The sequence below is a fragment of the Ruegeria sp. BHSC043 genome, assembly GCF_059612985.1.
Genome location: NZ_JBXWRS010000007.1, coordinates 21,743 through 35,476 on the forward strand (window position 1 = coordinate 21,743; position 13,734 = coordinate 35,476).

Here is a 13,734-nt window from a genome sequence, read left to right on the forward strand (position 1 = left end):
CGATGCGGATTTCCGTCCAGCAAGAGCCGTTCGATCTGGGGGCCGAGGCCAATGCCTTTGCCGCGGGTGACACGGCGAATGGCGCCATCGTCACCTTTACCGGCGTCGTGCGTGATCTGGCGCAGACCGATCTGGCCTGCATGGAGATCGAGCACTATCCCGGGATGACCGAACGCGCCATCGCCAAGATCGCCGAGGAAGCCAAAAACCGGTGGTCGCTGGGTGATGTGCTGGTGATCCATCGCCATGGGCGGCTGGCTCCGGGCGACCGGATCATGATGGTCGCAACGGCAGCCCCGCACCGCAAGGATGCGTTCGAGGCCGCTGAATACCTGATGGATTACCTGAAATCTCGCGCCCCGTTCTGGAAGAAGGAAATCACTGCATCCGGGGCCGATTGGGTTGCCGCCAAGGACGAGGACGAGGACGCTCTGTCGCGCTGGTAGGCGCTCAGTCGGCGTTGTTGATCCGGCCGCGCAATTCCTCGGCTTCCTCACGTGCGGCGCGCAGCCCGTCCATGGCCGCGGCCAGCTCGGCCTCGGTCTGGGTCAGTTGGTTGGTCAGTTCCGCCTCGCGCTGCTGCAGATAGGTGATGGCCTGATCGCGCGCTTCTTCGGCCTCGTGCAACTCCTGGCTCATGCGGTCCAGATCAGCCACGTCGCTCTGCCGGACCCGGGTCAGACGATGCACCAGCCAGTTCGCGAACCAGCCCATGCAGAAGGCTGCGAACAGGATCAGGGCGGTGGCGATGATGAATTCGGTTCTGTTCAAGTCACTGGTCCTCTGCATCCGTGTCGGACACGTTTTCTTGTGCGTTGTCTTGCGCTTGCTCGGTTGCTTCCGCCCCGGCCGGAGTTTCCAGCGCCTCGAGCCCGGTTTCCTCGGGGGCGACCGGTTCGGGCCTGATCAGGAGAAACTCGATCCGGCGGTTCTCTTCGCGGCCTTCTTCGGTTCCGTTGTCTGCGATCGGCTGGGCTTCACCGTACCCCACGGCCGAAAAGCTCGAGGTCGGCACCCGCCGGGCGCGCAATTCGTTCAGAATGGACTGCGCGCGTGCCTGGCTGAGAGTCTGGTTCATTTCCTCGCGGCCCTGACTGTCGGTGTGGCCTTGGATTTCCATTCTGATCGGTCCGCATTCGCGCAGGATGTCGGCGATCCTGTTCAAACTGTCGCGTGAGTCGGCAGAGACCGTGGCCGAGCCCGGCTCGAATGTGATCTTTCGCTCGGACTGGACCTGGGCGATGCGGGCGATGCAGTCCTCGGGGTCGGGCAGGGCGTCTTCGGGCTCGGGGGCAGGTTCATAGGTGATCGACAGGTCGAAATCCTGCCCTTCGCCCAGTTTCTCGGACAGCAGGCCGGCGATCTGGGCCCGTGTAGTCTCATCATGGCTCATACCGGAAATCGCCACCGTGTCTGGCGTTACTGTAAGAACGCCATTGTTCAGCCAGGACAGGGCTTCAAGCCCGGCCAGGACCCGTACGGGCCAGGATTGGGGCAGGCCGTCGACAACGCGGGCGGCGGCATGAACCACGTCGGATCCGAACGCAGCGCGGGCATAGCTGTCGATCATCTCGCGTTGCAGTTCGTCACCAAGGCGCCCGCGCAGCTGCACCAAGCCTTCCGGGCTGCGCGTCGCGGTGAATTCGACCGGGCCGTCCTGCTTGTCGGTTTCGGGTTTCTGCAGCACTGCATGCAGGGCGAAAACCTCGGGCAGGGCGTTTTCCAATTCGCCCACGACCCTCTCGAACAAGGCCGGATCGGTGCTGGGTTCGGCGATCAACGAGATGTCGGCATCCGACAGCGTCACCGAGCCGCGCCCGATTTCGGCCAGCGCCTTGATGCTCAGCGCGGCGGCGGTGGCCCAACGGGGTGAAGGCACGCCCAGCCCGATCGTGCAGGAATAGGGCCCGGTCAGCCCGGCCTGTTGCGCGGCGGCGATGATGGCATCGCGGGCCTGTTCATCCTGCGCCGAACAGGCATCGAACCGCCCGCCCTCGTCCGTGACCAGATAGCGCAGGGTAAACGGCGTGATTACCGGACGCGGCGCCGAGATCGCCAGCCCGATGCGCAGGCCGGGCGGCGCGGCGCGGGTCAGTTCCTGTTCCAGCGTTTCCTTTTCTTTCCGGCTGTTGGCAATGGCCGTGATCTTGACCAGTTCGGGGCTGGCCGAGATCTTGGCCCGCGGGAGCCTCGACAGGGCTAGCACGGCATAGTCGATGGCGGCATCCCAGCCTTTGGGTTTGGGGTAGTCGGCGGTTTCCATCAGGTCCGATACCGAAACGCTTGTGTCCAGCCTTTGCAGCCGCTGCACCAATGCGTTTCGGTCCACGCTGGCCGGGATCAGGCCGATCACCGAAATGCCGCTGTCATTGCGCAGGATTTCGGCCGAGAAGCGCGGCGGCGCGAGGTCGGCGGTGGGCGCCACGTCCATCTCGTCGATGACGCGCGAAGTATCCACCTCGGACCCTGCGGCGGTCAGTGCGGCAAAGCGGGTGGCCTCGTCGGGCGCCGTGCCGGTCAGAACGACGCGCAGCCCGTCGGCCTCGACCTCAGCCCATTCGTGACCTTGCAGGCTCAGCGCCCTGCGTACGGCCAATTCCGAGTCTTCCTCGACCCGGGTCACGGCGAAACTGGCGGCCAGCAGGCAGAGCGCGGCCGACAGGGCAAAGACCACGGCTGATGTCAGGAAGTAGGGCAGGCGCATGGACGGGCTTCGATCTTCTCGGGCGATTGAGGTCGGGTTTTACAGGCTGCGGTACAGCGGTGCAATCACAGCAGCAATGCGACGCAAAGGAAGATGAGCGGAATCAGGCCGGTATCCCGGTTGGCGCGAAACAGTTGCAGCAGTTTCGCGTTGTCTTCGATGTCCAGCCCGCGCAGTTGCCACGCCATGTGCCACCCCATCGCCCACGGCCCGCCGATGGCCACGACCAGTGCCAGGAAACTGGCATCGGGCAGGGCGGCCTCGACGATGGCCAGCCCCATCAGCGCCACGGTCGCCACAAGGAAATACTTCAGCCATTTCGCGGTGTCGGTCCCGAACAGACGCGCGGTGGACTTGATGCCGATCAGCTCGTCATCCTCGGCGTCCTGGTGGGCATAGATCGTGTCGTAGAACAGCGTCCAGGCGATGCCGGACAGGTACAGCAGGATCGCGGGCCATTCGACCGTACCGCGATGCGCCGCCCAGGCCAGCAGGGCGCCCCAGTTGAAGGCCAGCCCCAGAAATACCTGCGGCCACCACGTGAAGCGCTTGGCATAAGGATAGATCGTCACCGGCAGCAGCGACAGGACGCCCATCGCGATGGCCGCCTGGTTGAAGGTCAGCAGGATTGCCAGCGCCAGAAGGCACTGGATGCCCATCCAGATCACGGCCTGCCGCACGCTGATCTGACCCGAGGGGATGGGCCGCGAGCGCGTGCGGGCGACCTGTGCGTCGAACTTGCGGTCGGTGATGTCATTCCAGGTGCAGCCCGCGCCACGCATCAGAAAGGCCCCGGCCGCGCACCCCGCGGCAATCCACAGGTCGCCCCACCGCGGCTGACCGTCATGCAGGATCGCCAGCGCCAGGCCCCACCAGCACGGTATCAGCAGCAGCCACGTCCCGATCGGCCGGTCCGCGCGCGACAGCCGCAGATAGGGGCGGGCAAAGGCCGGGGCGCGGGTATCGACCCAGTTGCCGGTAACGGCGTCGGCGACCTGACCGTCTGGTGTTGGGGCATTGCCTTGCATATGTAGGGTCTCATGAGTGCGAAGATCAGGCTGTATGTAGATCACCCTTTGGGTGCGGGGCAATCGGTTCCTTTGACGCGCGAGCAGGCCCATTACCTGTTCGGCGTTATGCGTCTGGCCGTGGGCAGGCAGGTGGCCCTGTTCAACGGCCGCGATGGCGAGTGGCTGGCGCAGGTGGCCGAGGCGGGCAAACGCGGCGGCGTTCTGAGCTGTCTTGAACAGACCAGACCGCTGCAACTGCCGCCGGACCTGTGGCTGCTGTTTGCTCCGATCAAGAAGGCGCGCACCGATTTCATCGTCGAAAAGGCGGCCGAGATGGGGGCCGCGAAGATCATGCCGGTCCAGACCGCCTTCACCAATTCCGAACGCATCCGCCAGGACCGTCTGCAGGCCCACGCGGTCGAGGCGGCCGAGCAATGCGGCGGCACCTTCGTGCCCGAGGTCTGCGACCTGCAGCGGCTGGACAAGCTGTTGGACAACTGGCCCGACGGCCGCCAGCTGATGTTCTGCGACGAGGCCGAGGCCGGGTCGGCCCTGCGCCTGGCCGCGCAGGACAAGGGTCGGCCCTGGGCCATCCTGATCGGCCCCGAGGGCGGGTTTTCCGATGCCGAGCGCCAGCGGCTGAAGGATCTGCCGTTCACGCATGTGGTCAGCCTGGGGCCGCGAATCCTGCGGGCCGATACGGCGGCGGTGGCCGCGATGACCCTTTGGCAGCAGTCGCTGGGGGATTGGTCCTGATGCGGCGCCCGGCGCGGCTACGCGAACCCGCTGACGTCCGAAGGGCCGTGTTGTTTTTGGCTTCAAAAGCCGCCGCGCGTGCTTATGTTGCGATTGGGTTTGCCCCTGCCGGGACCTTTTCACTGGTCCTGTTCAGCGATCAGATGGAGGCCGCGTCATGAGTTTCATCCGACCCGAAGCCAAACTGGCCCTGTGGCGCTGGCGCGAGGTGCTGGCCGCCGGGTTCGTTCTGATCCTTGGCCTCAGCTGGATCGGCGGTCCGGGCGGGTTGCTGGGCTGGTTGGGCTGGGTGCTTGTGGTGGTCTCGGTCGCGCTGGCCGTGATCGGCATACAGCGCGCGCGGTTCCGGCTGGGCGCGGGCGGGCCGGGCCTGGTGTCTGTGGATGAAGGGCAGATTGCCTATCTGGGGCCGTTGGACGGCGGCATCGTCGCCACCCGCGAAATCGAGAGCCTGACGCTGGACCCCACCGCCAGCCCCGCGCATTGGGTGCTGCAGCAGCCCGGCCAGCCGCCGCTTCACATTCCCGTGAATGCCGAGGGGGCCGAGGCGCTGTTCGACGTGTTCTCGGCCCTGCCGGGGCTGCGGACCGAGCGGATGCTGTCGGAACTTAGGGCCGGGGCGTCGCATCCGGTGGTGATCTGGGAACGCCACCCCTCGCGTCCGGCACACATCCGATTGAACTGAGGATGCATTGACACCGGGGGAGATTGCGACCACCACTGACCCCCACGACTCGACACATCAGGATCGGAGCACGGTTCATGTCCATCCCTCAGTCCGGCGGCGGGCCGATCGAACGCCACGAACAACTGGCCGAATACCTGGCCGATGGCTGCAAACCCAAAAGCGAATGGCGGATCGGGACCGAGCACGAGAAATTCGGCTATTGTAAGGACACGCTGAAGCCGCTGCCCTATGAGGGCGAACGTTCGATCCTGGCAGTGCTGCAGGGGCTGCGCGATGGGCATGGCTGGGCCCCGGTGGAAGAGGCGGGCAAGCTGATCGGGCTGGAAAAGGACGGGGCCAATGTCTCGCTGGAACCGGGCGGGCAGCTGGAACTGTCGGGCGCGCCACTTGAGACCATCCACGAGACCTGCGACGAGGTGAACGCGCATCTGCGCGACGTGAAGGACATCGCCGACAAGATCGGCGTGGGCTTCATCGGGCTGGGCGCCGCACCGATCTGGAAGCACGAGGACATGCCGCTGATGCCCAAGGGCCGGTATGTCCTGATGAACGACTATATGGAAAAGGTCGGCGACATGGGCCGCGCCATGATGCGCCGGACCTGCACGGTTCAGGTCAACATCGATTTCGGCTCCGAGGCGGACATGGTGCAGAAGCTGCGCGTGGCGCTGGCCCTGCAGCCGGTGGCGACCGCGCTGTTTGCCAACTCGCCCTTCTTCGAGGGCAAGCCCAATGGCCACAAAAGCTGGCGCAGTTACATCTGGCGGCATTTGGATGACGCGCGCACCGGCATGTTGCCTTTCGTGTTCGAGGACGGCTTCGGGTTCGAGCGCTACGTAGAATATGCCTTGGATGTGCCGATGTATTTCGTCTATCGCGACGGCAAGTATATAGACGCGCTGGGCATGTCGTTCCGCGATTTCCTGCAGGGCAAGCTGCCCGCGCTGCCGGGCGAGACGCCGACGCTTTCGGATTGGGCCGACCACCTGACCACCGCCTTCCCCGAGGCGCGGATCAAGAAATTCATGGAAATGCGCGGGGCTGACGGCGGCCCGTGGCGCCGCCTGTGCGCGCTGCCCGCCTTCTGGGTGGGGCTGACCTATGACCAGTCCGCGCTGGATGCCGCATGGGATCTGGTCAAGGGCTGGGACGCCGAAACCCGCGAGGGGCTGCGCGTGGCCGCGGCCCGGGACGGGCTGCAGGCGCAGGTCGGCGGCATCAACATGCACGATCTGGCGCGCGAGGTGTTGGCCATTGCCGAGTCCGGCCTGAAGGCGCGGGCGCGGCCGGGTGCGGGTGGGCTTGTCCCGGACGAGACGCATTTCCTGAACGCGCTGAAGGAAAGCATCCAGTCCGGCAAAGTACCGGCCGACGAACTGCTCGAGCATTACCACGGCGACTGGCAGGGCGATCTGACGCGGATCTACCCCGAATACAGCTACTGACCGCGACCTGTTGCAATTAGGGGCCTGTTAGCCACTTTCCCGCATCGCGCCTTGTTCGGCGGCGGCGTTTGCGCGATATATTCGGGTCAGGTTTTCCGAGCGTGGTACTGACATGGCGCGTATCAGTGAGCTGCACTATTCCAATGCCTATGCCGCGAGTTCGGGCGTGTCCGAGTTCCTGGAGGTGTCACTTCGCCCGAACGAAGACCCGGCGGATTTCACCGTGTCCTTCTATCAGGCCAACGGGCAGGTCGGGATCGAAATTCCGCTGGACGATCCGGCCATTCAAGTCACCGTGGACCCGGACAACAACGAGATCGTCTATGTCATCTCGGCCGATGATTTCCCGATCCTCTTGACCGACCCGAATGGCGGCGGCCCCAACAATTACGAAGCCTATGCGCTGACCAACACCGCCACGGGTGAGGTGATCGATTTCTACGACATCGGTGGCGGCACGCAGAACATCGTCGCGGTCGATGGGCTGGCGGCCGGGGAAACCTCGGTCAACCTGCCGGTGCTGGTCGGGCCGAACCAGACCACGACGACCCTGCAGTTCAACCAGCCCGATCCTGACACGCTGACATATGGCCCCTTATCGCCCGGGGATACCGGGGCCGCCTGTTTCACGGCAGGAACCTTGGTGGATACCCCCGAGCGGCCCCGCCGGATCGAGACGCTGCAGCCCGGCGACACGGTCCTGACCGTCGATGACGGCCCCTGCCGGGTGCGTTGGATCGGTGGCCGCACGGTGCGCGGTGTCGGCCGGTTCGCGCCGGTGCGCATCCGCGCGGGTGTTCTGGGCGCCACGACAGACATTCTGGTCTCGCCCCAGCACCGCATTCTTTTCGGCGGCTGGCAAGCCCAACTTCTGTTCGGCGAGGATGAGGTTCTGGTTCCGGCCAAGTCGCTGGTCAACGGCGATACAGTCACCGTGCAGCCCTGCGACATCGTCCGCTATGTCCACCTGTTCTTCGACCGGCACCAGCTGGTCACCACTTCGGGTCTTGTGTCCGAGAGCTTCTTTCCGGGGCAGGAGGCGCTCTCGGGGCTGGAACAGGAGGCCGCACGCGAACTGTTTGCGCTGTTCCCCGAACTTCGGACCCATCCGCAGGGCTATGGCCCCACGATCCGCCCGGTCCGGTGTGATCGACAGGCAGCGGTTCTGCGCGCGACCTGATCGCGCGGCCCGGCCCTCTTGCTTTCGCGCGCTGCTGTGATAGCAGGACAGCAACAGAATTCAGGGGACCGTCATGGACGATCTTAAGGCAAAATACCTGGGTCAGATCGCTGACGCAGGCGACGAAAGCACGCTGGAAGCGATCCGCGTGGCCGCGGTGGGCAAAAAGGGCGAAGTGGCGCTGAAGATGCGCGAACTGGGCAAGATGACGCCCGAGGAACGCCAGGTCGCCGGCCCCGCGCTGAACGCGCTGAAGGACGAGATCAACGCGGCGCTGGCCGCCAAGAAGGCCGCATTGGCCGATGCCGCGCTGGATGAACGTCTGCGGACCGAGTGGCTGGACGTGACGTTGCCCGCGCGCCCGCGCCGCCAGGGCTCGATCCACCCGGTCAGCCAGGCCACCGAGGAACTGACCGCGATCTTTGCCGAGCTGGGCTTTTCCGTCGCCGAAGGCCCCCGGATCGAGACCGACTGGTACAATTTCGACGCGCTGAACATCCCCGGCCATCACCCGGCGCGGGCCGAGATGGACACGTTCTACATGCACCGCGCGCCGGGCGACAATCGCCCGCCGCATGTGCTGCGCACCCATACCTCGCCGGTGCAAATCCGCTCGATGGAGAAGCAGGGCGCTCCGATCCGCGTGATCTGCCCGGGCGGCGTCTATCGCGCCGACTATGACCAGACCCACACGCCGATGTTCCACCAGGTCGAAGGGCTGGCCATCGACAAGGATATCTCGATGGCGAACCTGAAATGGGTTCTGGAAGAATTCGTCAAGGCGTTCTTCGAGGTTGACGACGTCGAACTGCGCTTCCGCGCCTCGCACTTCCCGTTCACCGAACCCTCGGCCGAGGTCGATATCCGCTGTTCCTGGGAAGGCGGCCAGCTGAAGATCGGCGAGGGCGACGACTGGATGGAGATTCTGGGCAGCGGCATGGTCCACCCCAAGGTGATCGCCGCCGGCGGGATCGACCCCGAGGTCTATCAGGGCTTTGCCTTTGGCATCGGCATCGACCGTCTGGCGATGCTGAAATACGGCATCCCGGATCTGCGGGCGTTCTTTGATTCCGACCTGCGCTGGCTGCGCCACTATGGGTTTGCGGCGCTGGATATGCCGAACCTGCATGGTGGTTTGTCGCGGTGATCGACGGGCCTACTCTAATTGATTGGCTACAGGTTGCAGCCCCTTTTGTGGCTGCTGGTTTGGGTTTGCTTGCTTACGGACACCAAAAGAAAGTCGACCGAAAAGAACAAGTGCTTTCGGAGTGCCGAATTGTTTACACGAAATTCCTAGCGGAGGCAGAAAGTCTACTACTGGCAATGTGCAACGAAAGTGACGAGGCCAAAGTAGACGCTCAGACTGTAAGGTATCGCCAAGCGTTTCTTTCCCTGAAAATCTACGGATCGAAAGAAGTTGTGGAACAAGCGAAGCCGTTACTCTTAGCAATTGCCAAGTATTCACAATTAGATGAAGATGCGCCCGAGTTCGGCGAGAGAACACTGGACATAAGAAAAAAAATAGATGGAATCGCGGATGCGATGCGCCAAGACTGCGTTAAGGAGCATTGGCGGGTAGCGCGGAATCAGGGCCGATAGGCCGCCGCGCCATCGCCAGACCGCCCGCACGGGCTGGCGATTTGTCTCCGCAGGCACACCGTTTGAACGTCACACGGACCTGGCCGGCATGAACTGCCCACCACAGCCCGAGGATCGCCACCCCGCGGTCTGACGATGGCGCGGCTTGGCGCAAAGCGCACAGGTTGGCCCATCCACCCCGCCCAAGGCTTGCACCTTGGCCCATTCTTTGCCATTGCCTGTGCCGACTGGATGTTTGCCAAAAAAGGCCGCGTGCAATGAAATTCACCCTCTCCTGGCTGAAAGACCACCTGGACACCGACGCCTCGGTTGACGAAATCGCCGAGGCGCTGACCGATCTCGGGCTCGAGGTCGAAGAGGTCATCAACCCGGCCGACACGCTCAAGGATTTTACCCTGGGCTATGTGAAACATGCCGAGAAACACCCCGACGCCGACAAGCTGCGCGTCTGCAAGGTGGACACCGACGAGGGCGAGTTGCAGATCATCTGCGGCGCCCCCAACGCGCGCGAGGGTATCACCGTCGTGGTCTGCAAGCCGGGCACCTACATCCCCGGCCTCGACACCACCATCAGCGTCGGCAAGATCCGCGGCGTCGAAAGCTTTGGCATGATGGCGTCCGAGCGCGAGCTGGAACTGTCGGACGAACATGACGGCATCATCGAGCTGCCCTCGGGCGAGGTGGGTCAGCGTTTCGTGGACTGGCTGGCCGAGAACGACCCGGCCAAGATCGACCCGGTGATCGAGATCGCCATCACCCCCAACCGCCCCGATGCGCTGGGCGTTGCGGGCATCGCGCGCGATCTGGCGGCGCGGGGTCTGGGCAAGTTGAAGCAGCGCGACTATGCCCCGGTGCCGGGGGATTTCGAAAGCCCGATCAAGGTGACGATCGATGACGACACGCTGGATGGCTGCCCGCATTTCACCGGTCGCCTGATCCGCGGCGTCAAGAACGGCCCCAGCCCGCAATGGCTGCAGGATCAGCTGAAGGCGATCGGCCTGCGTCCGATTTCGGCCTTGGTGGATATCACCAACTACATGACCTTCGACAGCAACCGCCCGCTGCACGTCTTTGACGCCGACAAGGTCAAAGGCAACCTGCGGGTGTACCGCGCCAAGGGCGGTGAGAAACTGGTGGCGCTGGATGAAAAGGAATACACGCTGCAGCCCGGCATGATGGTGATTTCCGACGACAACGGCCCGGAATCCATCGCCGGCATCATGGGCGGGCAAGAGACCGGCTGTACCGAAGACACGGTGAACGTGTTTTTGGAAAGCGCCTTCTGGGATCATGTCCAGATCGCGCTGGCGGGGCGCGCGCTCAAGATCAACTCGGACGCGCGGTACCGGTTCGAACGCGGGGTCGATCCGGCATACACGCTGGAAGGGTTGGAGCACGCGACCCAGATGATCCTGGACATCTGCGGCGGCGAGGTTTCGAAGGTCGTCGAGGCCGGCAAGGCGCCGGACCATTCGCGCGCCTATCGGCTGGATGCTGCGCGGGTGCAGTCGCTGGTGGGCATGGACATCCCCGAAAGCGAGCAGCGCCAGACCCTGACCCGGCTGGGTTTCCGTCTGGAAGGCGACATGGCCCATGTGCCCAGTTGGCGCCCCGACATCCAGGGCGAGGCCGATCTGGTCGAGGAGGTTGCCCGCATCGCTTCGCTGACCAAGCTGCAGGGCAAGCCGCTGCCGCGCGTCACGGACGGTATTCCCAAGCCGGTCATGACTCCGGCCCAGCGGCGTCAGTCGATGGCGCGGCGCACCTGCGCGGCGCTGGGGTACAATGAATGCGTCAGCTATACCTTCATCGATAGGGCCTCGGCCGCGCTGTTCGGCGGCGGCGATGACGCGACAATGCTGGAAAACCCGATCTCGTCCGAAATGAGCCACATGCGCCCGGACCTGCTGCCCGGCCTGCTGCAGGCTGCGGCCCGCAACCAGGCGCGCGGCTTTGCCGATTTGGCCTTGTTCGAGGTCGGCCCCGTCTTTTTCGGCGGTGAACCCGGCGAGGAACGCACCCAGATCGCGGGCCTTCTGGTCGGACGGACCGGACCCAAGGATGTGCATGGCACCACCCGCGCGGTCGACGTGTTCGACGCCAAGGCCGATGCCGAGGCTGTGCTGGCCGCCATCGGTGCCCCGGCCAAGGTGCAGATCCTGCGCGATGGCGATGCCTGGTGGCATCCGGGCCGTCACGGCAAGATCTGCCTGGGCCCCAAAAAGGTGCTGGGCGTGTTCGGGGAACTTCATCCACGCGTGCTGCAGCAGTTGGATATCAAGGGTCCGGCCGTGGCCTTCACCATCTGGCCGGACGAGGTGCCGCTGCCGCGCAAATCCGGCACCACCCGCTCGGCGCTGGAACTGCGCGACCTGCAGGCGGTCGAGCGTGACTTTGCCTTTGTCGTCGATGCCGATGTCGAGGCGCTGACGCTTGTGAATGCCGCTGCCGGAGCCGACAAGGCGCTGATAGAAGAGGTGCGCGTGTTCGATGAGTTCATCGGCGGCAGCTTGGGTGAGGGCAAGAAATCTCTGGCCATCACCGTTCGTCTGCAGCCGACGGAAAAGACTCTGAAGGAAAAAGACATCGAGACGGTGGCGGAAAAGATCATCGCCAAGGTCACCAAGGCCACCGGCGGCGTTCTGCGCGGCTGAGGTGGCGTGAACCCGAAGTGACACGCGCGCCACGGGCGCGCGTGTTTCATTTTGCGAAGAACTCCGCCAGCAGGTCAAAGACCAGCCGGATGCGGCGGCTGGTATGCAGTTCGCGATGGGTGGTCAGCCAGATCGGGAACCGCAGCGGCTCCATGTCGGGAAGCACACGCTCCATACCCGGCGTGGCATTGCCCACCGGCTCGGACATGGGCGCGATGCCAAAGCCCTGCCGGGCAAACTCCCACGCGACGATGCCGTTCTGCGACCCCAGCCGGAAGTTTTCTTCCGTGAGGTGCAGGCCGATCGGTTCGAAATAGGCGATCATCTGGGCTGTGTCGCCGAAACTGATGAACTCGTGCCGGGACAAGTCTGACAGTGATTTGGGACGTCCAGCGCAGTTCAGGTAGGCGGAGGCGGCATAGAAATGCCCGTCAGCCTCTTGTACCAGTTTTGCGATCAGGTCTGGCTGGTCGGGGCGGACATGGCGGATGGCGATATCCGCCTCGCGCCGCATCAGATCGCGAATGTCGTTCGCGGCGATCACGTCGATCCGCAGTTTCGGAGCCTGCGCGCGGATCTTGCGCAGCAGATCCGGCAAGATATAGGCCGACATCACGTCGCTTGCGGTGATCCGCACCCGCCCCTCGATCGACTGCGCCTGACCGGACGCCGCCAGCGCAATGCGATCTGCAGCTGCGCCCATGGTCCGTGTGTGCTCCAACAGCTCGATCCCGGCGGTGGTGATCTGAAGTGACCGGCCGACCCGTTCGAACAGCATCACGCCCAGGTCGGATTCAAGCGCGGCGATCTGGCGGCTGAGGGTCGGTTGTGTCTGGTCCAATCGTCGTGCCGCCGCCGAAAGCGAGCCGGTCTCGGCCGTGGCCAGAAAGGCGCGGATATGGTTCCAGTCGAATTTGCGCGGATCATCCATGCATGAATGTATAAAGATTCTGCGAATTTCGGCAATTCACCTTTGAAACGCGTATCACTACCTTGCGCTCAAAGGAGAGCCGACATGACCGCCACAGCCAAATTCTGGGATGGTATCGCCGAGAAATACGCGAAATCCCCGATCCGGGACATGGAGTCCTACGAGCACACGTTGCAACGCACGGTGTCCTATTTGAAGCCGACCGATCAGGTGCTGGAACTGGGCTGCGGAACGGGGCGCACCGCGCTCCGGCTGTCCCGCCATGCGGCTACGATCACGGCGAGCGATGTCTCTCCAGGCATGTTGGCCGTGGGGCAGAGGCTGGCCCAAGAGGAGCAGATCGAAAACGTCGTCTTTGTCGAGGCAGACGCGAACCGCCCCCCGAATGGGACCTTTGATGTGGTAATGGCGTTCAATCTGCTACACCTGATCCGGGATCTCGACGCGACGCTGGCCGGGGTTCATGAGGTGTTGAAACCCGGCGGCCTGTTCATTTCAAAAACGCCGTGTCTTGCCCAAGGTGGTTTGGGGTTCAAGTTCGGCTTGCTGAAGCTGCTGCTGCCGGTCATGCAGCTTTTGGGCAAGGCGCCATTCGTCAGCCAGTTCGACATCAAGACGCTGGAAACGACCATTGAAAAGGCCGGGTTCGAGATCATCGAAAGCGGGAATTTCCCGGCGAAACCGCCCTCGCGCTATCTGGTGGCCCGCAAGCTGTGAAGCCAGCGCCGCATCGGCAGGCAACTTCCGCGTTGGGCTTTGCGGGATTG

General features: G+C 64.0%; 13 protein-coding genes. 9 read left to right on the forward strand and 4 right to left on the reverse strand.

What is annotated here, in order from left to right; genetic code table 11:
• Positions 1 to 2 precede the first annotated feature (2 nt).
• Entirely contained in the window at positions 3 to 446 is a 444-nt protein-coding gene (locus AC2FMM_RS12040) for a molybdenum cofactor biosynthesis protein MoaE (protein ID WP_170342340.1), read from the forward strand.
• Positions 447 to 450: 4 nt separating this feature from the next.
• On the opposite strand, the gene AC2FMM_RS12045 is transcribed toward AC2FMM_RS12040, so the two are convergent.
• From AC2FMM_RS12045 to ubiA, 3 genes are all read right to left on the reverse strand, one after another.
• Positions 451 to 771 (reverse strand): hypothetical protein, encoded by a 321-nt coding sequence (locus AC2FMM_RS12045; RefSeq protein ID WP_496681830.1) that lies wholly within the window; start codon positions 769 to 771, stop codon positions 451 to 453.
• Between the two features lies 1 nt (position 772).
• Positions 773 to 2,704, reverse strand: coding sequence for an OmpA family protein (locus AC2FMM_RS12050; protein ID WP_496681828.1), 1,932 nt, complete (start codon positions 2,702 to 2,704; stop codon positions 773 to 775).
• A gap of 65 nt (positions 2,705 to 2,769) precedes the next feature.
• Complete coding sequence (gene ubiA, locus AC2FMM_RS12055; RefSeq protein WP_496796679.1) at positions 2,770 to 3,732, reverse strand: 4-hydroxybenzoate octaprenyltransferase; 963 nt, start codon at positions 3,730 to 3,732, stop codon at positions 2,770 to 2,772.
• 12 nt (positions 3,733 to 3,744) lie between these two features.
• Here ubiA and AC2FMM_RS12060 point away from each other — a divergent pair, with 12 nt between their 5' ends.
• From AC2FMM_RS12060 to pheT, 7 genes are all read left to right on the forward strand, one after another.
• On the forward strand, positions 3,745 to 4,470 hold the full coding sequence (locus tag AC2FMM_RS12060) for a 16S rRNA (uracil(1498)-N(3))-methyltransferase (RefSeq protein ID WP_496796680.1): 726 nt from the start codon (positions 3,745 to 3,747) through the stop codon (positions 4,468 to 4,470).
• Positions 4,471 to 4,627: 157 nt separating this feature from the next.
• Complete coding sequence (locus AC2FMM_RS12065) at positions 4,628 to 5,155, forward strand: hypothetical protein (protein WP_496712247.1); 528 nt, start codon at positions 4,628 to 4,630, stop codon at positions 5,153 to 5,155.
• A 77-nt stretch (positions 5,156 to 5,232) separates the two neighbouring features.
• Positions 5,233 to 6,603 carry a glutamate--cysteine ligase gene (locus tag AC2FMM_RS12070; protein ID WP_496796681.1) on the forward strand — a complete coding sequence of 457 codons (1,371 nt, stop codon included), beginning with the start codon at positions 5,233 to 5,235 and terminating at the stop codon, positions 6,601 to 6,603.
• A 112-nt stretch (positions 6,604 to 6,715) separates the two neighbouring features.
• Positions 6,716 to 7,783, forward strand: coding sequence for a Hint domain-containing protein (locus AC2FMM_RS12075; RefSeq protein WP_496796682.1), 1,068 nt, complete (start codon positions 6,716 to 6,718; stop codon positions 7,781 to 7,783).
• Between the two features lie 73 nt (positions 7,784 to 7,856).
• A complete protein-coding gene (gene pheS, locus AC2FMM_RS12080) occupies positions 7,857 to 8,930 on the forward strand; it encodes a phenylalanine--tRNA ligase subunit alpha (RefSeq protein ID WP_149776263.1) in 1,074 nt (357 codons plus the stop codon).
• Positions 8,927 to 9,382, forward strand: coding sequence for a hypothetical protein (locus tag AC2FMM_RS12085; protein ID WP_496796683.1), 456 nt, complete (start codon positions 8,927 to 8,929; stop codon positions 9,380 to 9,382). The genes pheS and AC2FMM_RS12085 overlap by 4 nt, the downstream gene beginning before the upstream one ends.
• A gap of 257 nt (positions 9,383 to 9,639) precedes the next feature.
• Positions 9,640 to 12,036, forward strand: coding sequence for a phenylalanine--tRNA ligase subunit beta (pheT, locus tag AC2FMM_RS12090; protein WP_496796684.1), 2,397 nt, complete (start codon positions 9,640 to 9,642; stop codon positions 12,034 to 12,036).
• Positions 12,037 to 12,082: 46 nt separating this feature from the next.
• Here pheT and AC2FMM_RS12095 read toward each other — a convergent pair whose 3' ends face one another.
• Positions 12,083 to 12,967, reverse strand: coding sequence for a LysR family transcriptional regulator (locus AC2FMM_RS12095; protein ID WP_496796685.1), 885 nt, complete (start codon positions 12,965 to 12,967; stop codon positions 12,083 to 12,085).
• An 84-nt stretch (positions 12,968 to 13,051) separates the two neighbouring features.
• On the opposite strand from AC2FMM_RS12095, the gene AC2FMM_RS12100 reads away from it, so the two are divergent.
• Entirely contained in the window at positions 13,052 to 13,684 is a 633-nt protein-coding gene (locus tag AC2FMM_RS12100) for a class I SAM-dependent methyltransferase (RefSeq protein ID WP_496796686.1), read from the forward strand.
• Positions 13,685 to 13,734 lie beyond the last annotated feature (50 nt).